This window comes from Stenotrophomonas sp. 115C5, from assembly GCF_056861055.1.
This window is the reverse complement of record NZ_JBSPUQ010000001.1, coordinates 365,577-385,713: the sequence shown is the minus strand read 5'-3', so window position 1 is coordinate 385,713 and position 20,137 is coordinate 365,577. Positions and strand designations below refer to the sequence as shown.

The window sequence follows — 20,137 nt, the reverse complement described above, 5'->3', positions numbered from 1 at the left end:
GAGAACCGCTGATGGCCACGCACGCGCCGAACCCTGACGATGCCGGAACCCCGGCAGCTGAACTGATCGATGCACGCATCGCCGAGCTGGGCGACTGGCGTGGCGAAGTGCTGGCACGCGTGCGTGCGTTGATCCATGAAGCGCTGCCGGACGTGCAGGAAACCTGGAAGTGGCGCGGTACACCGGTGTGGGAGCACAACGGCATCCTGTGCACCGGCGAGACCTACAAGCAGGCGGTGAAACTGACCTTCGCCAACGGTGCGGCGCTGGCCGATCCGAAAGGCCTGTTCAACGCCAGCCTGGAGGGCAACACGCGGCGCGCGATCGACATCCATGAAGGTGCGATGCCGGATGCCGCTGCGTTCAAGGCGCTGATGCGCGCGGCGGCGACCTACAACGCGGCGAAGAAGAAACGCTGACCGCCTTCTGTAGCGCCGAGTCCATGCTCGGCTTGGAGGGCTGCGCCTGTGCGGACCAACGGTCCGCACCCACCTCAGCGCGGCGGAGTGGCATCCAGCGCGGCATCCGGGTCGGCCACCGGCGACGGTGGGCAGGCCGGAATTTCCGACGGCGTGGCCAGTTCTTCGGCGTGCGAAGGCTTGCCCATCATCTTCGCCTTGCGCCAGCCACCCCAGCGGTAATACGCCAGCGACAGCAGCATCGACACCAGCGAACTGACCGGGAAGCTCCACCAGATCGCATCGGCGCCCCAGTACGGCTGCAGCAGCTCGGCGAACGGCACGCGCACGCCCCACAGCGAACCGGCCAGGATCAGCAGCGGCGGAATCACCGCGCCGGTGGAGCGCACCACGCCGGAGATCACGAAGCTGACGCCGAAGAACAGGAACGAGCCGATCACCACGTGGTTGAGGTGGCGGGCGATGTCCAGCGCCTGGCTGGCGGGTGGCAGGAACAGGGCCAGCAGCTGGCGGTCGAACAGCACCAGCGGCAGGATCAGCGCGCCGGTCAGCAGGAAATTGAACAGCACGCCCTGGCGCGCGGTGCCGCGCACGCGGTCCCAGCGCTGCGCACCGACGTTCTGCGCGGCCATCGACGAGCACGCGGCGCCGATCGCCATCGCCGGCATCTGCAGGTAGTTCCACAGCTGCAGCGCGGCGCCGTAGCCCGCGCCGGTGTCGGTACCGTACTGGTTGACCATGGTCATCAGCAGGATCACCGACAGCGAGATCAGCACCATCTGCAGGCCCATCGGTACGCCCTTGACCACCAGCGCCTTGAGGATGGTCAGGTCGAGCTTGAACAGGCGCATGTCGGCACGGCCCAGCCACAGCGTGTGGCGCTTGTGCCGCATGTACAGCAGCAGGCCTACCAGCGACAGCGTCTGCGCGACCAGCGTGGCCCAGGCCGAGCCGGCAATGCCCAGCGCCGGGAACGGGCCCATGCCGAAGATCAGTACCGGGTTCAGCACGATGTCCAGCGCCACCGAGACCATCAGGAAGCGGAACGGCGTGCGCGAATCGCCCGCACCGCGCAGCGCGGCGGTGAGGAAGGCGAACGCATACAGCGTCGGCATCGCCAGGAAGATGATCTGCAGGTAGGCCTCGGCCAGCGGCAGCGAGGCGGCCGGTGTGCCCATCGCCGCCAGCAGCGGATGCGCCATGAACCAGCCGGCGATGGCGATGATCACCGACAGGCCGATGAAGAAGGTGGCGCTGGTGCCGACCACGCGCCGCGCCTGCGCGATGTCGCGCGCGCCGATCGCCTGGCCGATCAGGATGGTCGAGGCCATGCCGAAGCCGAACACCGAGCCGATGAGGAAGAACATGATGTTGTTGGCGTTCGCGGTGGCGGTCAGTGCCGCCTCGCCGAGGAAGCGCCCGACCCAGACCGCATTCACCGAACCGTTCAGCGACTGCGCGATGTTGCCTGCCAGGATCGGCAGGGAAAACAGCAGGAGATTGCGGCCGATCGGGCCGGAGGTCAGGTCAAGCGGCGCTTTGGCCATGGAGTGGTGATCGAATCCCGGGAGGCGCACACTAGCACCAAGCCGGTTTGCAGGATGTGGCAATGCATCAACGACTGCAGATGAAGCGGAGCGTGGCGCTGGCCTTGATCGGCGCCGCACTGGCCGCATGTTCGACAGGTGACCGGCTGGGCGATACCCAGGTGCGGCCAACCGACCGCCCCGAGTGCCTGGTCGGCAGCCAGCGCCAGGATCTTTCCGCCGGCGTACCCACCCTGATCGGGGGCAGCGGCTGCCGCACCGACCCCGACAACCCGCGTCCCCTGAACAAGCGAACGGAGTAGTCCCTGCCGATGACCGAGCTTTCCCCGCTGTCGCCCAGTGTCCGCCTGGACATCTGGTTGTGGGCGGCCCGTTTCTTCAAGACCCGCAGCCTGGCCAAGCAGGCCATCGAAACCGGCAAGGTCAGCGTCGCGGGGCAGCGCCCGAAATCCTCACGCGCGGTGCGTGTGGGTGAGCAGCTGCAGGTCGATCGCGGCGAGGAGCATTTCGAGATCCGGGTGCTCGGCCTGAGCGATCAGCGCGGGCCCGCACCGACGGCGCAGCAACTGTATGCCGAGAGCGAGGCCTCCAAGGCCCGTCGTGCCGAACAGCGTGCGCTGCGCATCGCCGCACGCGATGGGTTCCAACCGCCAGAGCACAAACCGGACAAGCGCGCGCGGCGGTTGATCCGTGCGTTGGGAGACATCGACGCGCTGTGACGCATCCGCCATGCATGGCGGATGCCGTGTGCGCGGGATTCCGTCGGTAGCGCCGGGCCATGCCCGGCGGGCAAGGTTCCGGTCAGCCGTTGTTGGGCAGGCCTCCGGCAGGGTCGGAACATCCTGTCATGGAAGATCGCAATGCGCCTGCGCCACAGCCTGCTGTGCCTGACCCTCGCCGCCGCCCCGGTGTACGCCGCCGACATCAGCTTCTGGGATACTCCGCAACGCGGCGGCAACAGCATGAACATGTCGCCTCCGGACAGGAGCTACTTCGAGGCGCTGCGTGCAACCGGTGCGACCTGGGTACGGCTGGTACCGGACAAGTGGAAGGGGCAGGGAGGGCGTGACTTCCTGATTGGCAACGCCGACGACTACCGTGGCTTGGTTCCGGCCGACCTGGCCACGCTGCGGCGGGTGCTGGATGATGCCGACGCGGCTGGGCTGAAAGTGGTGCTGACTCCTTTGTCGTTGCCGTTGCTACGCTGGAAGCAGCACAACGGCGACAAGGTCGATCCGCGCCTGTGGCGGTCCTTCGACAATCACGTGCCGGCCCGGCGCTTCTGGAGCGACCTCGCCACGGCATTGAAGGGCCATCCCGCACTGGCTGCCTACAACCTGATCAACGAACCGGTTCCCGAGTATGGTGCTGGCCTGGCCGAACATGCCTCGGCCGCGGCCATGCAGCAGTGGTACGCCGGTGTGGAAGACGGTCCACGTGATCTGCGCCGCTTCTATTCGGAACTGATCGCCAGCATCCGCGAGGTCGATGCGGACATGCCGTTGATGCTGGATGCCGGCTGGTACGCCGCTGCCGATGGTTTCAACTACTGGCCGGCGCCGCTGGCAGATTCGAAACTGCTGTACAGCGTGCACATGTATGAGCCGTATGCCGCAACCAGCGCGCCTAACCAGAAGCGCACCACGCCGTATCGCTACCCCGGCGTGGTGCCGTTTGGCGAGCACAGCGAACGCTGGGATGCCGCGCGGGTCCGCAGTTACCTGCAGCAGCCGATGGACTGGGCGAAGTCGCATGGCGTGGGCGCCAACCGCATGGTGGTCGGCGAATTCGGCTGCATGCGACGCTGGCCCGACTGCCAGCGCTACCTGCGGGACGTGCTGCAGGTGCTGGAGCAGGACAAGGTGCATTGGGCGTTCTACGCCTTCCGCGAGGATGGCTGGGATGGCATGGACTACGAGCTGGGCGACGGGCCGCTGCCGTGGTCGTACTGGCAGGCACAGGAGCAGGGAAAGTCCGTGGCGCCGCCGCGTTCGATGAAGGCGCCGGTGTTTGCGCCGATCCTGGAGCGGTTGAAGGCGGGCAACCGGTAAGACGCCGGGCACGGCCCGGCGCTTCCCATGGAGATGCCGATCACGCCGGGCCACGCCCGGCGGCGGCATCGCTCAGCGCTTGCCACCCAGCAGGCTGCCGCCGATCTTGAGCAGATCGCCCACGCCGAGCTGGCCGTCACCGTCCTGGTCCAGCAGGCTGCCGAGCAGGCCACCGGCAAGACCGCCCTGTTGCTGCACCTGCAGCTTTTCCTGGCCAAGGGCCTGGCTGAGCGAGCCGGCATCGGCCTGGCCGCCACCGAGGCGCTGGGCAAGGAAGGCCATCACGATCGGCGCGAGGATCTGCAGCAGCTGGCTGGTGCGGCCGCTGTCGAGCTGGGTGGCCTGGGCCAGGCCGGTTTCCACCTTCTGCTGGCTGCCGCCGAAGATATGGCCGAGGATGCCGGCGCCATCACTGGCAGCACCACCGCCACCGCCGCCCAGCACCGAGCCGAGCACGCTGCCCAGGTCCAGCCCACTATGATTGTTCTGCAAGGCGCCGAGCAGCGCCTGCGCGCCCTGCGGCTGCGAGGCGTTGTTGCCCAGCGCGCCCATCAGCACCGGCAGTGCGGCACTGATCGCACCGGACGCCTGGGTATCGCTGATGCCGAGCTGCTGCGACACCTGCTGCAGCGGCGCGCCCTGCAGTTTGGCGAGAAGTTCATCGGTCAGGCTCATCAGGGGGCTCCTTGATTGGGGTTGGGCGTGCAGACGATACGACGCGGACCGTTAAAACGGCGACGCCGCCCCACAGGGAGGCGGCGTGCCGTACGCGCGGAGGGGCGATCAGAGCTCGATGTCTTCCGCGCCCGGGGTGGCGGCCGGGAAGTCGGTTTCCGGCTGCGCCGGCTTGAACGGATCCGACGGCTGGCTGGCCAGCGCCTTCAGCGCCGCGGCGACACCGGCGCCGTAGGCCGGGTCGGCCTTGCTGCAGTTGTCGATGTGGCGCTGCTTGATGAAGTCCGGCGCGTCGCCCAGGGCGCGGGCGGTGTTGGCGAACAGGCGGTCCTTCTGGGCCTGGTTGTAGCTGCGGAACAGCGCGCCGGGCTGGCTGAAGTAGTCCGCGTCGTCCTCGCGGAAGTTCCAGAAGTCGGCATCACCGCGGATCTTCATCGGCGGCTCGCGGTACTCCGGCTGCTCCTGCCACTGGCCGTAGCTGTTCGGCTCGTAGTGCGGCAGGCCACCGTAGTTGCCGTCCACGCGCATCGCACCGTCGCGGTGGTTGCTGTGCACCGGGCAGCGTGCGGCGTTCACCGGAATCTGGTGGTGGTTCACGCCCAGGCGGTAGCGCTGCGCATCGGAGTAGGCGAACAGGCGCGCCTGCAGCATCTTGTCCGGCGACGGGCCGATGCCCGGCACCAGGTTGCTCGGTGCGAATGCCGACTGCTCCACGTCCTGGTACCAGTTGACCGGGTTGCGGTTCAGTTCGAACTGGCCCACTTCGATCAGCGGGTAGTCGCTCTTCGGCCACACCTTGGTCAGGTCGAACGGATGCACGCGGTAGGTTTCCGCATCCAGTTCCGGCATGACCTGGATGAACAGCTTCCACTTCGGGAAGTCACCCTTCTCGATCGCGGCGAACAGGTCGCGGCCGTGGCTTTCGCGGTCATGGCCGACCAGGATCTGCGCCTGCGCGTCGGTCAGCGATTCGATGCCCTGCTGGCTGACGAAGTGGAACTTCACCCAGAAGCGCTCGCTGTCGGCGTTGGTGAAGCTGTAGGTGTGCGAGCCGAAACCGTGCATGTGGCGGAAGCTGCGCGGAATGCCGCGGTCGCTCATCACCACGGTCACCTGCAGCAGGGCTTCGGGCAGCAGCGTCCAGAAATCCCAGTTGTTGCGCGCGCTGCGCAGGTTGGTGTGCGGGTCGCGCTTGACCGCCTTGTTGAGGTCGGCGAACTTGCGCGGGTCGCGCAGGAAGAACACCGGCGTGTTGTTGCCGACCAGGTCCCAGTTGCCTTCTTCGGTGTAGAACTTCAGCGCGAAGCCGCGGATGTCACGCTCGGCGTCGGCGGCGCCACGTTCGCCGGCCACCGTGGTGAAGCGGGCGAACATCTCGGTCTGCTTGCCGACCTTCTCGAACAGCTTGGCGCGGGTGTACTTGCTGATGTCGTGGGTGACGGTGAAGGTACCGAACGCGCCCGAGCCCTTGGCGTGCATGCGGCGCTCGGGAATGATCTCGCGGTTGAGGTTGGCCAGCTTCTCCAGCAGCCAGACGTCTTCCATCAGCAGCGGGCCACGCGGGCCGGCGGTCTTGCTGTTCTGGTTGTCCACCACCGGCGCGCCGAAGGCCGTGGTCATCGGCGTGACCGGATCATCGCCATGCTTCTGCTTGGGCGTGGTGCTCAGCTCGCGCTGCTGCTGGGCGCCTTCCTCAGGCGACGGGGCGCTGTGATACGGGCACTTGGCGTTGTTGTTGTCGGACTGGCTCATCGGCTGGCTCCTGGTGGCGGTGAAGACTTGGAAACATCTTCACTCGACTGTAGCTAGGGCCAGATGAAATGAATAATCGAATGATTCGTTCAGGTTGATAGATTCTGTCAATTGAAATGCAGAATCAGATTTGCGGGGCCTTTCGATAGCCCGGGGAAACTCCCCGGGCCCAGGGCCTATCGCGGCGCTGTGGTTACAGCAGCGCCTTCAACCGGTACAGGGCTTCCAGCGCCTGCTTCGGGGTCAGTTCGTCCGGGTCGATCGTCGCCAGCGCTTCCTGTGCCTTGCTGGTCGGCGCGGCGAACAGGCCAAACTGCTGCGGGGCATCCAGTGCCTGCGGCGCCAACTCGGCGGCATGGCTTTCACCGCCGCGCTGCTCCAGCTCGGCCAGGCGACGGCGCGCCTGCGCCACGGTCGCGCGCGGCAGGCCGGCCAGCGCGGCCACCTGCAGGCCGAAGCTGCGGTTGGCCGGGCCGTCCTTCACCGCGTGCATGAACACCAGTGCCTCACCGTGCTCGACCGCGTCCAGGTGCACGTTGGCAATGCCGCTGCGGCCGCCTTCGTGCTGCTCATCGGCCAGCGCGGTCAGCTCGAAGTAGTGGGTGGCGAACAGCGTGTAGCAGCGGTTCTGGTAGGCCAGGTGGCGGGCCACCGCGTCGGCCAGTGCCAGGCCATCGTAGGTGGACGTGCCACGGCCGATCTCGTCCATCAGCACCAGCGAATGGGCGGTGGCGTGATGCAGGATGTAGCTGGTCTCGGCCATCTCGACCATGAAGGTGGACTGCCCGCGGGCCAGGTCGTCACCGGCGCCGATGCGGGTCAGGATGCGGTCGATTGGCCCGATCAGCGCACGGCTGGCCGGCACGAAGCTGCCGATGTGGGCCAGCAGCACGATCAGCGCGTTCTGCCGCATGTAGGTCGATTTACCGCCCATGTTCGGGCCGGTGATGACCAGCATCCGACGGTCCGGATGCAGGTCCAGGTCGTTCGGTTCGAACGGCTGCTCACGTACCGCCTCGACCACCGGGTGGCGGCCGCGTTCGATCTTCAGGCACGGCTCGGCCTGCAGCTCCGGACGCGCCCAGTCCAGCGCCTGCGCGCGTTCGGCGAAGGCGGCCAGCACGTCCAGCTCGCTGAGCGCGGCAGCACACTGCTTCAGCGGCTCCAGCTGCCCGCCAAGGGTATCCAGCAGCTGTTCGTACAGGTACTTCTCGCGCGACAGCGAACGGTCGCGCGCGGACAGCACCTTGTCCTCGAACGCCTTCAGTTCTTCGGTGATGTAGCGCTCGGCATTGGTCAGCGTCTGGCGGCGGGTGTAGTGCACCGGCGCGCGGTCGGACTGGCCCTTGCTGATTTCGATGTAGTAGCCATGCACGCGGTTGTAGCCGACCTTCAGGGTGGCAATGCCGCTGCTTTCGCGCTCGCGCTGTTCCAGGTCGACCAGGAACTGGTCGGCGTGGGTGGACAGGCGGCGCAGTTCGTCCAGCTCTTCATCGAAGCCATCGGCCAGCACGCCGCCGTCGCTCAACTTCAGCGGCGGCATCTCGGCGATGGCGCTGGCCAGCAGCTGCGCGCACTCGTCGTGTTCGCCCAGCGCCGCATGCAGGGCCTGCAGGCGTGGTGAGTCCAGCGGGGCCAGCACGTCGCGCACCGCCGGCAGCAGGCCCAGGCCGTCGCGCAGGGTGGAAAAATCGCGCGGGCGCGCCGAGCGCAGCGCCACGCGGGTGAGGATGCGTTCCAGGTCGCCAAGGCGGCGGAACTGCTCGCGGATGTCGGCGTCGCTGCCGCGATCGATCAGGGTTTCCACCGCATGGTGGCGCTGTACCAGCACCTCGCGCAGGCGCAGCGGACGATGCAGCCAGCGCCGCAGCAGGCGACCGCCCATTGGCGTCACCGTGCTGTCGAGCACACCCAGCAGCGTATTGCGGGTGTCGCCATCAACACGCGTATCCAGTTCCAGATGGCGGCGTGTAGCGGCGTTCATCGCGATCGCCTCGCCGGCGGTTTCCATCGCGATCGAGGTCAGGTGCGGCAGGCGCTGCTTCTGGGTTTCCTCGACATAGCCAAGCAGGGCACCGGCCGCAGCGGTGGCGCGCGGCTTGTCATCGATGCCGAAACCGCTCAGATCATGCAGTTTGAAGAAGTTCAGCAGCTGGCGGCGGCCACTGTCGGCATCGAACAGCCACGGCGCGCGGCGACGCACGCCGGTACGCTGGCGCAGGAACTCCGGCCAGTTTTCTTCGTCGGGTACCAGCAGCTCGGCCGGCTCCAGCCGTGCCAGTTCGGCTTCCAGGGCGTCGTCGGTTTCCACTTCGTTGACCAGGAAGCGGCCGCCAGCCAGGTCGGCCCAGGCCAGGCCGTAGCCCTGCTTGCTGCGCGACAGGGCCATCAGCAGGGTGTCGCGGCGTTCATCCAGCAGCGCCTCGTCGGTGACGGTGCCGGGGGTGACGATGCGCACTACCTTGCGTTCGACCAGGCCCTTGGCCAGCGCCGGGTCGCCGATCTGTTCGCAGATCGCCACCGACTCGCCCAGTGCCACCAGCCGCGCCAGGTAGCCTTCATAGGCATGTACCGGCACGCCGGCCATCGGGATCGGTGCGCCCCCGGAGCTGCCGCGCTGGGTCAGGGTGATGTCGAGCAGGCGCGCCGCCTTGCGGGCGTCGTCATAGAACAGTTCGTAGAAGTCGCCCATGCGGAAGAACAGCAGCAGGTCCGGGTAATCGGACTTGGCCGCGAAGAACTGCTTCATCAGCGGGGTGTGTTCCTTGGACGCCTTGGCGTTGCTGGTGTTGTCTTTTGTATCAGTCACTTGGGGCGTTTCGCGTCTTGGCAGGGCGTCGGGGCGTGGCCACGCGCAGGCATGGCCGGAGAGATCGTTAGTGTAGCGACCTGGGGCGGTCGATGATCCCCGGCACCCGCGCCAGGCCCGAGGCTGTCCGTGCGCCAACGCCTGCGCCCCGGCGCGGGCACTTTGGTTGATTTCCCCAGGGGCCCACGGTAGTGTCAGCCCCGGCGATTTCCGCCAAGCGGCCTCCATGGAAACCGGGGCGACTCATCCCGGGCGGGCGTTGATGGAAAGAACAAGCATGACTGCAGCCTGCATGGCCGCCGAACCTCGTTACACCTGGCGTACCGTCCTGCTGAGCATCCTGGTCGCCATCGTTCCGCTTGCCGGCTCCGCACCCTACACCTTGCTGAAGGCGGTGCTACTGCTGGCCCTGCTGGTCACCGGCGTGGTTCTGATCCGCCGCCAGCCCGATGTCCGCCTGCGCTACCGCATCGCCCGGTTCATCGTGATCGTCTGCTTCCTGCGCCTGGCCTATGCCTTCTACAGCATCCTCTGGCACGGGCTGCGCTGGAACGAACTGGACCTGCCGGCACAGACACTGCTCTATCTGGGCACCGCTGCCGTGTTCGCCACTGCGCTGGACTGGCGCCTGATCTGGAAGACCTTCGCCCTGTCCACCCTGGTCTTCGGCGGGTCGTGCATCGTGCAGCACCACGTGATGGGCCTTGAACGCGCGCATGGTTTCAGTGGCGGCGAATGGACGGCCATCGAGTTCACCATGGTGACGCTGTGCATGGCGCTGTTCTCGGTCATCCGGTTGATCCAGCCCAATGTCCATCCGGCCGAACGCTGGCTGCACGGCGTGGCCATCGCCGTCGGCGTCTATGGTTCGATCCTGGCGCAGAGCCGCGGGCCGATCCTGGCGTTCATTCCCGCCATGCTGATGGTGATTGCGGTGCACGTCCGGCGCACCCGGCGCTGGCGGGGGGCACTGGCCTTTGTCGGTGCCCTGGTCATTGGCGTGGTCGGCGCCACCTCGGTGCTGAACCATGAGGTGATCCAGCGCTTCGGTGAAGTCAGTGGCGAGATCTCCGGTTTCAACCAGGAAAACGAGGTCGGCTCGGTCCGCGAGCGCATCGCCATGTGGGGCGTGGCGGTCGACGCCTTCGCCGAGCATCCCGTGGCGGGGGTGGGCCTGAACCAGTTCGGTACCTATGCACGTGAGGGCATCGCCCGCGGCGAGGTGTCCGAGTCGATCTTCCGCTACAACCACCCGCACAACGAGTACCTGGAAGCGGCGGTGACCGGTGGCGTGCCGTTGCTGCTGATCATGCTGCTGGTCTTCATCCTGCCCGGCATCCATTTCGTGCGACGTCTCGGCCACGCCGACGACATCACCGCGATGATCGCCACCGCCGGACTTGCCGTGGTCATCGTCTATGCGCTTTCGGCGTTCACGGACAACGTGTTCTACCGGGCGATGCCGCATTCGTTCTATTTCTACCTGGTGCTGGGTTTCATGCTGGCGACCGCCTTGCCGGCGCGTGACCTGCGCCGGCAAGGGAGTCCCTCCTGATGGCGCATATCCATCTGCTGGCTGCCGACAACCAGCGTGGCCTGTCCCATGACATCCAGGTGATCGAGCGCTCGTTGCAGCAGCTCGGGCACACGGTGACGGTCAGCCGCCTGGACGCGGTGCGCAATGGTGGTGCCTGGAAACTCCGCGGCATGCGCCTGCGCAGGCTGCTGGCCTCGTGGCTGAGCCTGGGGCGCACGCCGGCCCGGTTCGACATCAACATCTCGCTGGAACATGTCCGGCCGGCAAGCTTCGGACTGGCCAACGTCAATCTGTTGATCCCGAATCCGGAATGGGTGTCCGCACGCAGCCTGCGGATCTTGCCGCGGTTCGATGCGTTGCTGACCAAGACCGAAGAAGCCACGCGCATCTTCAACGCCCTGGGCATGCGCGCACTGGAGGTCGGTTTCTGCAGCCGTGACCGCTACGACCCGGCGGTGCCGCGCAGGCCGCGCAGCTTCCTGCATGCGGCCGGTACCAGCCGCATGAAGGGGACGGCTGCACTCGTCAATGTCTGGAAACGGCACCCCGAATGGCCTTTGCTGACCATCCTGCGCGGCGGCCCTTCGGACGAAGATGAGGGCGGTGCCGCGAACCTGAGGATCGTCCGCGAGCGGCTGCCCGACCAGGAGGTGCAGCGCCTGCAGAACGAACATGCGTTCCACCTGTGCCTGTCGCAGACCGAAGGCTGGGGCCATTACCTGGTGGAAGCGATGAGCTGCGGGGCGGTGGTGATCACCTGCGACGGCGCGCCGATGAATCAGATGATCGACGACAGCCGCGGCATCCTGGTTGCCGCGCACGAGGGCGAGCCCTGCCATCTGTCCAGGACCTGGCATGTGGATGAGAAGGCGCTGGAACAGGCCGTCGAGCGCGCGCTGGCGATGGATGAGTCCGAGTGGACCCGGCTGGGCGCCAATGCACGCGCATGGCACCTGGCCAGCGAGGTGGCGTTCCCGCGCCGTCTGGGCGAGGCCCTGGCCAAGCTCTGAGCAGATGTGGGGCTGGTCGCTGCAGCCCGCTCAGCCAGGCACCAGGGTGATCTGCGGATGGCGGCCGAAGATCTCCATGACGATCTCGAAGTAGGTCTGTCCCTGGCCAAGCGCCAGTGCCGTCAACTGAGCGTGGATGGCCGGACCGTTGAACCTGCCGCCCTGAGCGAGTTTCGACTGCAGCCAGGTGCGCGTGGTCTCGCGGCCCAGTGCATCGCGGCTGTGGGCGATGTCATGCCACACCACCGTGGCGGTGGCATGGCCTGCGAGAGCGCCGTAGCCGCCGTGAAGCAGGTCATCAAGCGCGTCCAGGCTTGCGCCCAGTTGCCAGTCTTCGTCGGCCATGAACACGCGATTGATTTCCACGTAGAGGCTGGCGATGTCGTTGATGGACGCGCCTTCGATGTGCAGGATCCGTGTCATCTGCAGACTGTAGCCCTCCCGGGCGGCAGTTGTGTACGGTGCAGATAATCCAGGACCGCTTTGGATGGGGCTGGCGTGATTATGGTGTTAAACCTGCGTGATTTTCATTGGGCGCTGGCGTGTCAGCGGTATTCGATAATGATATAGCGCCATTATCTGCCGCCTTGTTTTCTGACTGCCTGCACAGTTCCATATATTTGGATCGGTCCATATATAAAGTCCCGTAAAGTTTCCCTTCGCTGCGCCGCCATCGAACGTACGGCCACGATCAAGGGAATTGAGATGCTTGCCTTACGTAATCTCCGTGTGGGATCCCGGCTTGGCGCCGGCTTCGGTCTGCTGCTGCTGTTCATCATGGCCATCGTTGGCCTGGTGTTGTATGGAAATCAGCTGAAATCCGCCCAGTTCGAGAAAGTGGTGGACGTCAACATGGTGAAGATGCGGTTGTTGAATGACATGCTTGATACCAACAACGCGGTGCTGATGCATCGCCGCCTGATGGTGATCAAGCGGGGGGATGAGTTCGACAAGGATTACCAGCGTGCCCAGGAGTTGTCGCGGACCTATGACGGTATCTGGGCCAGGTACATCAAGATTCCGCGTGACGCTACCGGCGATACCCTGGTCGCGCGCATCGAGGCGGCCCGCAAGGCTACCGATGCATCAACCCAGCAACTGCATGAGCGCATGAAGGCGGGGGATTTTGATGGAGCAGCGAAGGAGCTGCTGGCCGAGCACGGTCTGGCAACGGCCTGGAATGAATCCATCTCGGCCCTGCTGCGCCACCAGGAAACACTGACCGAACGCAGCCGCGAAGAGTACCGCGCAACCGAATCGTGGACCGGCACGCTGTCGATCGCGTTCGGGGCACTGAGCCTGCTGCTGGGCACGTTGGCGGCCTGGGCGATCACCCGCAGCCTGACCCGTCCGCTGGAAGGCGCGGTGAAGCTGGCCGACGGCATTGCCAGTGGCCGCCTGGACAGCAGCATCGACGCCACCGGCAACGACGAGGTGACCCAGCTGCTGAAGTCGATGCAGCGCATGCAGGCACAGCTGCAGTCGGTGATGGCGGCGCAGGGCGAGCTGGCACGCCAGCACGATGCCGGCAGCCTCAGCTACCGCATGGACGAGAGCGCATTCCCCGGCGACTACGGGCGCATGGTGCATGAGACCAATGCGCTGGTTGGATCGCACGTGCAGGTACAGAACCGGCTGATCGAGGTGATGAAGCACTACGCACGCGGCGATCTGTCGGTGGACATGGACCCGCTGCCCGGCGAGAAGGCGGCGATCACCCAGGCGATGGACGAAACCAAGTCCAGCCTGTCGGCGATCAACAGCGAGATCCGCCGGCTGGCGACGGCGGCCGCGGCAGGCGACTTCAGCCTGCGCGGTGATGAAGATCGCTTCGCCTACGATTTCCGCGACATGGTGGCAGGGCTCAATCGCCTGATGCAGACCACCGACGAGAACCTGGTGCAGGTCTCGACCCTGCTGCAGGCCGTCTCGCGCGGCGACCTGACCGTGCGCATGCAGGGGGATTTCCACGGCGTGTTCGCGCGCATGCGTGATGACTGCAATGCCACCGTCGATCAGCTCAAGCAGATCGTGGGCCGTATCCAGGCCAGTGCTTCCAGCATCAACCTGGCAGCGGGCGAGATCGCCTCGGGCAACACCGACCTGTCGCGGCGTACCGAACAGCAGGCGGCGAACCTGGAAGAAACGGCAGCGTCGATGGAGGAACTGACCTCTACCGTGAAGCAGAACGCCGAGCACGCACGCCAGGCCAACCAGCTGGCCATCGGCGCGCATGGTGTTGCCTCGCAGGGCGGCGAGGTGGTCGGCCAGGTGGTCACCACGATGTCGGCCATCGAAGCCGCGTCGAGGAAGATCGCCGAGATCATTTCAGTCATCGATGGCATCGCCTTCCAGACCAATATCCTCGCGTTGAACGCGGCGGTCGAAGCTGCGCGTGCTGGCGAGCAGGGCAGAGGCTTTGCAGTGGTGGCCAGCGAAGTGCGTACGCTGGCGCAGCGCTCAGCGGGCGCGGCCAAGGAGATCAAGGGACTGATCGAGGATTCGGTCGGCAAGGTCGCCGACGGCTCGGCGCTGGTCCGCCAGGCCGGCACCACGATGGGCGAGATCGTGGCCTCGGTGCAGCGCGTGACCGACATCATGGCCGATATCTCTGCTGCCTCCCAGGAGCAGAGCTCGGGCATCGAGCAGGTCAACCAGGCGGTGGTGCAGATGGATGAGACCACCCAGCAGAATGCCGCGCTGGTCGAAGAAGCCAGTGCCGCAGCGCGCTCGATGGAGGAGCAGGCGAACCTGCTGGCCGAAGCCGTGTCGGTGTTCCGCACGGGGGCGGTGACCGCCGCCGCCGCAGTGCGCCCGGCGCTGGCAGCCGTGGCGGCATCGGTTGCGCCGGTACGCCGGCCCGCGGTGCTGTCGCCGCGGATCGAGCCGACGCTGGCCGCAAATGCGGGTGGTTGGGAAGAGTTCTAGCAGAGGGCAATGCCGGCAGGGAGACGGCGCCCATCGCGACGGCTGGTCGCGATGGGCGCGGATTTTCTTCCTGAACGTGCGATGGCCGATGAGGTGGCGGACACGCGCATTTCACTTCCGGTTGCCAACCGCGGGAGGACACTGGTGCCATACCGGAACTCAGGAGATGGCCATGAAGACCTCGACCCGATTGCTTGTGCTGGGCACCCTGCTGGCGGCTTCGTCGGTGGCCGGCGCGCAGACCTATGGGCCGCGCGATGAGGGACGCAAGTTCAACGACGGCAGCCGTGTGGTCTGCAAGAACGTGGAAGTGCAGCGCAACTCGCGCGATCCCAACCGCATCACGGGTACCGCTACCGGCGCAGTGATCGGTGGCCTGCTCGGCAACCAGGTCGGCGGCGGTAACGGCAAGAAGCTTGCAACCGTGGCCGGCGCCGTGGCCGGTGGTGCGGCCGGCCGCCAGATTCAGGGCAACAGCCAGCAGAAGAACGGCGACCGCGTGGTTGAACGCCGCTGCGAGCGCGTCTACCGCTGATCGGTCGCAGCCGGACCCCGTTTCCCCTTCCACACCGCAGTACTCGAACGCCGGCCCCGCGCCGGCGTTCGTCGTTAGGGAAAAAAGGGGACGGAGGGGATTAAGTCGCAATTCCCCAGTCTTGCCGTTTACGACTTAATCCCCTCCGTCCCCTTTTTTGCGAGGAGGCGCCAGGTGGCGAGGCTGCCGTAAAGCAGCAGCAGGACGGTGAGGGTGATCAGTTCGTGGCCGACTTCAGCCAGGCTGGCGTCCATCTGGTTCAGGCGCACCATCAGGTTGATGCCCGAGGTGGTGGGCAGCAGTTGCGCCAGCCAGACCAGCGGTTGCGGTGTCATCACCGCCGGCCACGACAGGTTGGCCAGGAAGAACAGCGGGATCGAGGTGGCAATGATGTACTGGAACGCGCGTTCGCGGGTGCGGAAGAAGCTGCCCACGAACAGTCCAAACACCACCGTGGCGGCGATGAACAGGGTGCCGCCCAGCAGCTGGCCCAGCGGATTGCCGCCACGCGGATAGTCCTGCACCCAGGCGGTGAAACCGGCGTAGTAGAACAGCCCGAACAGGCCGATCAGCCCGAAGCCCAATGCCATGCCCGCCAGCGTTGGCAGGTCGAAGCGCAGGCGCCGGCCCAGCGCGAGTCGGCGGCCACCGAGCAGCACGCCGATGCCCATCAACAGGGTCTGGTGCACGATCAGCTCGGCCACGCCGGGCACGATGGCGCTGCCATAGCCTTCCTGGGTGTTGTACAGCGGGCGCTGCACCAGGGTGACAGGTGGTGCCTGCGGCGCGCCCATGAAAGCGGCCTGGCCGACCACCGCGTCACGCCCGAACGCGCCCAGCGCATCGGCCACGCTGCCCAGCACCCAGCTGGCGCGGCCCAGGTAGGCGCCGTTGCCGAGCAGCACCAGCTTGGCCGGGTGCCCACGCAGGATGTCACGCTCCAGGTTGGCCGGAATCAGCACGATGCCCTCGGCATGGCCGGCTTCCAGCTGCTGGCGCGCGCTGTCGATGTCCGCCGGCTGCCCGACCACGCGTGCGACTCGCAGTGCATCGAGCTTGCGCAGCAGTTCGCGGCTGGTGGCGCTGTGGTCTTCGTCCACCACCAGCACCGGCAGGTTGCCGGCCACCTGGTGGCGGTACGCGGCCGGGTAGAAGAACGAGTACAGGATCACCGCACCGACCATCACCACGATCGCATAGCGGTCGCACAGCACCGCCATCAGGGTCTGCCGCAGGCTGCGCCAGAGTGCGCTCATGCGTCGGCTCCCGCAGGCTGCGCGGCTTCAGGCGTACGCGCGAAGGCGATCAGGCGCAGGCCGCCAATGCCTCCCGCCGCCACCGCCATCAGCAGCAATGTGGCCAACGGCCACACCGAAACCGACAGCGGCGAACCGATGAACTGCTGCTGGGTCTGCAGCTTGATGTAGGCGCTGAGTGGCAGCAGCTGGTGCCAGACACGGGTGAACAACGGGCCGTCCAGCACCGGGAAGGTGGCGCTGGAGAACGCCAGTGCGGTGCCGATGCTGAGGCCGACCGCAGACAGCGCGGTGCCCATGTCGCGGGTGACGCCGACGAAGAACAACGCGTAGGCGGCCGTGGCCAGGTAGAACAGGGGCTGTGCGAGCAGCAGCAGGAGCACGCTGCCGGCCACGCCGTCGCCGCGCAGCCAGGCCAGGTAACCGATGCCGAGCGCGCCATACAGCGAGAACAGCAGGATGTACGGCGCGACCTTGCCGGCAATCGCAGCCCACGGCGTGCGGCCCAGCCAGGCGGCCAGGGTACCGTCGCGGATCTCGCGGCCGAGGCTGCCAGCTACGGCAAGCGCCAGCACCAGCGACAACACCGCCGGGAAGATCAGCGGCAGCAGGAACAATTCGTAGCTGCGCGCCGGGTTGTACAGGATGTCCGACTGCACCGCGATCGGCGCCGCGCGCAGCTTGCCCGGGCCAACCTGCAGGCCGATGCGCTCGCGCAGCAGGCGCGCGTTCCAGGCCGAGACCGCGTCGCCGATATCGCGCGCCGCAGATTGGCCAGTGGTCATGTAGGTCGCGTTGTAATAGGCGAACACCGTGCCCTGGCGTCCACGCAACGCCTGTCGGGTGACATCACGCGGCACCAGTACGATGGCGAACACATCCAGGCGGCGCAGCTGCGAACGCGCGTCTTCCATGTCCACGGGCTGGCTGGCGATGCGCACGCCCGGGCTGGCATCGAGCATGCGCAGCAGCAGGCGGCTGTCACTGCTGTGGTCGAGGTCGACCACAGCAATGGGGATATCGCGCATCACCGAGGGCGTGAACATCCACGCCATCACCGCCAGCATCAGCAGGGGCAGCAGGGTCACCAGCAGCAGGTCGGCACGGTTGCCGCGCAGCGACTGCAGCTCGCGCCGCCACGAAGCGGCGAAGCCGTTGCGGTCGGGGCTCAGTGCTGGGGCCATGCGAACAGCACGCTCATGCCGGGGCGGAAGCCCTCGATGCGGCGTACCGGGCGCACCCGCACCTCGAAGCTGCGGACGTCGTAGCCGGACGACTGGCGGGTGGTGCGCCAGGTTGCATAGTCGCCGGCCGGGTTGATGAAGTAGACCTCGAACTCACCGTCCTGGCCGAGTGCCGGCACGTTGCCCTGCAGCTTGCTGCCGACCTTCAGACCCTGCATCTGCGATTCGCGCAGGTTCATCGCCACCCACATGCGGTCGATGTCGACCAGGGTGAACACCGGGTAGCCGGCCGGCACCAGTTCGCCGGGGTCGGCCATGCGCTTGTTGATCTCGCCGGCCACCGGCGCGCGCCCTTCGACTTCGACACGCGCGGCGTTGACTTCGGCCACCGCGCCCTGTGCCTGCTGCACCTGGCCCTGCGCGGCACGCTTGTCCTGTTCGCGTGCTCCGGCCAGCGCCATGTCGTACTGCGCGCGGGCGGCATGGGCCAGTTCGCGCGAACTGGTCGCCTGGGCATGCGCTTCATCGCGCTTCTGGCGGGTCATCACCCCTTCGTTGAACAGGTTCTGCACGCGCTGGTAGGTGGCTTCGGCCAGCGTCGCACCGGCTTCGGCCCGCTTCCAGTTGGCTTCGGCGGCGCGGATGTCTTCGCTGCGCGCGCCTTCGTCAGCCTTGTCGGCCACCGCCTGTGCGGCGGCCAACGCGCCGTGCGCCTGCTGTTCCTTGGCGGCCACTTCGGGGCTGTCGAGCAGGAACAGCACCTGCCCGGGCTGCACGCGGTCGCCCTCGCGCACCTTCAGTTCGGCCACGCGCGCGGTGATCTTGGCGGCCACGTTGATCGTGTCCGCATCGGCCATGCCCTGGATCTGGTCGGCCGGGCTGCGCCAGGCCAGCCACAGGCCGAGCACCACCACGACCAGCAGCACCACTATCAGGATCGGGCCCAGACGGCGCTTGGCCGGGGGCGTCGTCGCATCGTCGTGCAGCACATCACTCATGGTCGATCACCTCGTCCGCACGCCGCCGGAACTCTTCGAAACGGTCCATCTGTCCACTGACCTCCAGCAACTGTGCCAGCGCAATATCGTATTGGTAGGCGGCCTGCGCGCGCTCGACACGGGCACCGCCCAGGCCGAGCCGCGCGTCGATTACATCAAGCGAAGTCGCCTGGCCTTCGCGGAACGCCAGTTCCTGCAGGCGCAGGTTTTCCTGTGCCTGGGCGATGCTGCTGTCGAGCAGCACGTACTGCTGGCGCGCGGTCTCCAGTTCGTTCCAGGCCTTGCGCACGCCCAGCGCGACCTGGTTTTCGGCCTCGCGCAGGCCCGCTTCGGCCTGGTCCTGCTGCGCACGCGCCGCGCTGATCTGCGCCGGCCGCGAGTTCGGCGACAGGAAGGTGTACTTCAGGCCGATGCCGAACGCCCAGTCCGGGTCGGTCAGCATTTCGTCGCGGCGGCGGAAATCGTACTGGCCGAAGGCGAAGATCTGTGGCTTCAGCTTGGCCTGCTGCACACGCACGCCCTGTTCGGCCTGCACCACCATCGCCCGCAGGCGTGCGATCTGCGGCTGGCGTGCCTGCGCGGTGCGCTCGAAGCTGGCCACCGGTTCCAGCGGCACGCGCTGCACGAACAGCGGCGACACCGGCTGTACCTCGCCGCCACTGCGCAGCAGCGTGGCCAGTGCGGCCTTCAGCGTGGCCAGGTCGTTCACCGTCTTCTGGTATTCGCGCTCGGCCTTGTCGCGGGCCACGGTGGCCTGCAGGCGCTGGGCGCGGGTGGCGAAGCCCTCGCGCTCCAGCTTTTCCGCGTCGGACAGGTGGCGGTTCAAGCCATCGCGCACATCACGGCGTACGTCCACTGCCTGCTCGGCCAGGCGCTGGCCGAAGTAGGCCTGGGCCAGCTGCACGGTCAGCGATTGGCGCTGTGCCTCGCGTTCGGCACTGGCCTGTTCGTGGGCGGCGCTGGCGGCACGTTGTGCGGCCGGAATCACGCCGCCGGTGTACAGCGGCAGCACAGCAGTCACCACCGGGCGGGTGCGCCAGTCGCGTTCGGTGAACGACAGCGGCGAGTCGATGCCGAAGGCTTCGGCCACCGGTGCCAGCGAACCCAGTGGCAGGGTGAGGGTCTTCTGGAACTGCAGGCGGCGCACTTCGCCGGTGATCTCCGGCAGGCGCAGCAGGCGGGTGGCATCCTGCAGGTCCTGCTTGTTGCGCACCGCGGCGTCGGCGGCGGCCAGTGCATCGGACACCTGTTCCAGCCGTTGCCGCGCCTGTTCCCAGTCCAGTGCGGGTGCATCGGCACTGCTCTGCGCTGCTGCGCCGAGCGGCAGGCAGGCTGCCAGTGCCAACACGACTTTCGCGCGCTGCGTCCTTGTACGTCGGCCGATCACGCCCATGCCGTCCCAGTGGTAAAGAAGTGCGCAAACGGTAGTGCGCGTG

The 20,137-nt window shown here is 66.9% G+C and carries 17 protein-coding genes; 8 read left to right on the top strand and 9 right to left on the bottom strand.

What is annotated here, in order from left to right; all coding sequences use genetic code 11:
* Positions 1–11 precede the first annotated feature (11 nt).
* Complete coding sequence (locus tag AC13FN_RS01820) at positions 12–419, top strand: DUF1801 domain-containing protein (protein WP_049433943.1); 408 nt, start codon at positions 12–14, stop codon at positions 417–419.
* A gap of 74 nt (positions 420–493) precedes the next feature.
* On the opposite strand, the gene AC13FN_RS01815 is transcribed toward AC13FN_RS01820, so the two are convergent.
* Positions 494–1,966, bottom strand: coding sequence for an MATE family efflux transporter (locus tag AC13FN_RS01815; protein WP_482984268.1), 1,473 nt, complete (start codon positions 1,964–1,966; stop codon positions 494–496).
* A 62-nt stretch (positions 1,967–2,028) separates the two neighbouring features.
* Between AC13FN_RS01815 and AC13FN_RS01810 the strand changes: the two genes are divergently transcribed.
* The 3 genes from AC13FN_RS01810 to AC13FN_RS01800 all read left to right on the top strand — a co-directional run bounded on the left by AC13FN_RS01810 (position 2,029) and on the right by AC13FN_RS01800 (position 4,017).
* A complete protein-coding gene (locus AC13FN_RS01810; protein WP_010483240.1) occupies positions 2,029–2,268 on the top strand; it encodes a hypothetical protein in 240 nt (79 codons plus the stop codon).
* A 9-nt stretch (positions 2,269–2,277) separates the two neighbouring features.
* On the top strand, positions 2,278–2,685 hold the full coding sequence (locus AC13FN_RS01805; protein ID WP_043396656.1) for an RNA-binding S4 domain-containing protein: 408 nt from the start codon (positions 2,278–2,280) through the stop codon (positions 2,683–2,685).
* A gap of 141 nt (positions 2,686–2,826) precedes the next feature.
* A complete protein-coding gene (locus AC13FN_RS01800) occupies positions 2,827–4,017 on the top strand; it encodes a glycoside hydrolase family 5 protein (RefSeq protein ID WP_482984269.1) in 1,191 nt (396 codons plus the stop codon).
* Between the two features lie 72 nt (positions 4,018–4,089).
* Here AC13FN_RS01800 and AC13FN_RS01795 read toward each other — a convergent pair whose 3' ends face one another.
* The 3 genes from AC13FN_RS01795 to mutS form a co-directional block, all read right to left on the bottom strand.
* Complete coding sequence (locus tag AC13FN_RS01795; RefSeq protein ID WP_049433939.1) at positions 4,090–4,692, bottom strand: DUF937 domain-containing protein; 603 nt, start codon at positions 4,690–4,692, stop codon at positions 4,090–4,092.
* A gap of 108 nt (positions 4,693–4,800) precedes the next feature.
* Complete coding sequence (locus tag AC13FN_RS01790) at positions 4,801–6,444, bottom strand: catalase (protein ID WP_049433938.1); 1,644 nt, start codon at positions 6,442–6,444, stop codon at positions 4,801–4,803.
* Between the two features lie 193 nt (positions 6,445–6,637).
* Positions 6,638–9,193 (bottom strand): DNA mismatch repair protein MutS, encoded by a 2,556-nt coding sequence (gene mutS, locus AC13FN_RS01785; RefSeq protein WP_054171279.1) that lies wholly within the window; start codon positions 9,191–9,193, stop codon positions 6,638–6,640.
* A gap of 337 nt (positions 9,194–9,530) precedes the next feature.
* On the opposite strand from mutS, the gene AC13FN_RS01780 reads away from it, so the two are divergent.
* On the top strand, positions 9,531–10,808 hold the full coding sequence (locus AC13FN_RS01780; protein WP_482995094.1) for an O-antigen ligase family protein: 1,278 nt from the start codon (positions 9,531–9,533) through the stop codon (positions 10,806–10,808).
* Positions 10,808–11,800 carry a glycosyltransferase gene (locus AC13FN_RS01775; protein WP_312390722.1) on the top strand — a complete coding sequence of 331 codons (993 nt, stop codon included), beginning with the start codon at positions 10,808–10,810 and terminating at the stop codon, positions 11,798–11,800. Before AC13FN_RS01780 ends, AC13FN_RS01775 begins: the two co-directional genes overlap by 1 nt.
* A 30-nt stretch (positions 11,801–11,830) precedes the next feature.
* Here AC13FN_RS01775 and AC13FN_RS01770 read toward each other — a convergent pair whose 3' ends face one another.
* Entirely contained in the window at positions 11,831–12,223 is a 393-nt protein-coding gene (locus AC13FN_RS01770) for a barstar family protein (RefSeq protein WP_401741941.1), read from the bottom strand.
* A gap of 282 nt (positions 12,224–12,505) precedes the next feature.
* Here AC13FN_RS01770 and AC13FN_RS01765 point away from each other — a divergent pair, with 282 nt between their 5' ends.
* Complete coding sequence (locus tag AC13FN_RS01765; protein ID WP_478415793.1) at positions 12,506–14,728, top strand: methyl-accepting chemotaxis protein; 2,223 nt, start codon at positions 12,506–12,508, stop codon at positions 14,726–14,728.
* Positions 14,729–14,894: 166 nt separating this feature from the next.
* Positions 14,895–15,263 (top strand): glycine zipper 2TM domain-containing protein, encoded by a 369-nt coding sequence (locus tag AC13FN_RS01760; protein WP_032127541.1) that lies wholly within the window; start codon positions 14,895–14,897, stop codon positions 15,261–15,263.
* Between the two features lie 128 nt (positions 15,264–15,391).
* Here the strand turns inward: AC13FN_RS01760 and AC13FN_RS01755 are convergent, their stop codons facing one another.
* From AC13FN_RS01755 to AC13FN_RS01740, 4 genes are read right to left on the bottom strand one after another with little or no spacing between them, the layout of a single operon-like run.
* Positions 15,392–16,519 carry an ABC transporter permease gene (locus tag AC13FN_RS01755; RefSeq protein WP_049433908.1) on the bottom strand — a complete coding sequence of 376 codons (1,128 nt, stop codon included), beginning with the start codon at positions 16,517–16,519 and terminating at the stop codon, positions 15,392–15,394.
* Positions 16,516–17,703 carry an ABC transporter permease gene (locus tag AC13FN_RS01750; protein WP_482984270.1) on the bottom strand — a complete coding sequence of 396 codons (1,188 nt, stop codon included), beginning with the start codon at positions 17,701–17,703 and terminating at the stop codon, positions 16,516–16,518. The genes AC13FN_RS01755 and AC13FN_RS01750 overlap by 4 nt, the downstream gene beginning before the upstream one ends.
* Positions 17,688–18,701 carry an HlyD family secretion protein gene (locus AC13FN_RS01745; RefSeq protein ID WP_482984271.1) on the bottom strand — a complete coding sequence of 338 codons (1,014 nt, stop codon included), beginning with the start codon at positions 18,699–18,701 and terminating at the stop codon, positions 17,688–17,690. The genes AC13FN_RS01750 and AC13FN_RS01745 overlap by 16 nt, the downstream gene beginning before the upstream one ends.
* Positions 18,694–20,094 carry a TolC family protein gene (locus tag AC13FN_RS01740; RefSeq protein ID WP_482984272.1) on the bottom strand — a complete coding sequence of 467 codons (1,401 nt, stop codon included), beginning with the start codon at positions 20,092–20,094 and terminating at the stop codon, positions 18,694–18,696. Before AC13FN_RS01740 ends, AC13FN_RS01745 begins: the two co-directional genes overlap by 8 nt.
* Between the last annotated feature and the right edge of the window lie 43 nt (positions 20,095–20,137).

Bases quoted from the DNA above. Each gene is read 5' to 3' on its own strand.
- AC13FN_RS01795 (WP_049433939.1), bottom strand. From the start codon at position 4,692: ATGAGCCTGACCGATGAACTTCTCGCCAAACTGCAGGGCGCGCCGCTG.
- AC13FN_RS01775 (WP_312390722.1), top strand. From the start codon at position 10,808: ATGGCGCATATCCATCTGCTGGCTGCCGACAACCAGCGTGGCCTGTCC.
- AC13FN_RS01765 (WP_478415793.1), top strand. From the start codon at position 12,506: ATGCTTGCCTTACGTAATCTCCGTGTGGGATCCCGGCTTGGCGCCGGC.
- AC13FN_RS01780 (WP_482995094.1), top strand. From the start codon at position 9,531: ATGACTGCAGCCTGCATGGCCGCCGAACCTCGTTACACCTGGCGTACC.
- AC13FN_RS01815 (WP_482984268.1), bottom strand. From the start codon at position 1,966: ATGGCCAAAGCGCCGCTTGACCTGACCTCCGGCCCGATCGGCCGCAAT.
- AC13FN_RS01750 (WP_482984270.1), bottom strand. From the start codon at position 17,703: ATGGCCCCAGCACTGAGCCCCGACCGCAACGGCTTCGCCGCTTCGTGG.
- AC13FN_RS01790 (WP_049433938.1), bottom strand. From the start codon at position 6,444: ATGAGCCAGTCCGACAACAACAACGCCAAGTGCCCGTATCACAGCGCC.
- AC13FN_RS01770 (WP_401741941.1), bottom strand. From the start codon at position 12,223: ATGACACGGATCCTGCACATCGAAGGCGCGTCCATCAACGACATCGCC.
- AC13FN_RS01760 (WP_032127541.1), top strand. From the start codon at position 14,895: ATGGCCATGAAGACCTCGACCCGATTGCTTGTGCTGGGCACCCTGCTG.
- AC13FN_RS01800 (WP_482984269.1), top strand. From the start codon at position 2,827: ATGCGCCTGCGCCACAGCCTGCTGTGCCTGACCCTCGCCGCCGCCCCG.
- AC13FN_RS01805 (WP_043396656.1), top strand. From the start codon at position 2,278: ATGACCGAGCTTTCCCCGCTGTCGCCCAGTGTCCGCCTGGACATCTGG.
- mutS (WP_054171279.1), bottom strand. From the start codon at position 9,193: ATGAAGCAGTTCTTCGCGGCCAAGTCCGATTACCCGGACCTGCTGCTG.
- AC13FN_RS01745 (WP_482984271.1), bottom strand. From the start codon at position 18,701: ATGAGTGATGTGCTGCACGACGATGCGACGACGCCCCCGGCCAAGCGC.
- AC13FN_RS01740 (WP_482984272.1), bottom strand. From the start codon at position 20,094: ATGGGCGTGATCGGCCGACGTACAAGGACGCAGCGCGCGAAAGTCGTG.
- AC13FN_RS01820 (WP_049433943.1), top strand. From the start codon at position 12: ATGGCCACGCACGCGCCGAACCCTGACGATGCCGGAACCCCGGCAGCT.
- AC13FN_RS01755 (WP_049433908.1), bottom strand. From the start codon at position 16,519: ATGAGCGCACTCTGGCGCAGCCTGCGGCAGACCCTGATGGCGGTGCTG.
- AC13FN_RS01810 (WP_010483240.1), top strand. From the start codon at position 2,029: ATGCATCAACGACTGCAGATGAAGCGGAGCGTGGCGCTGGCCTTGATC.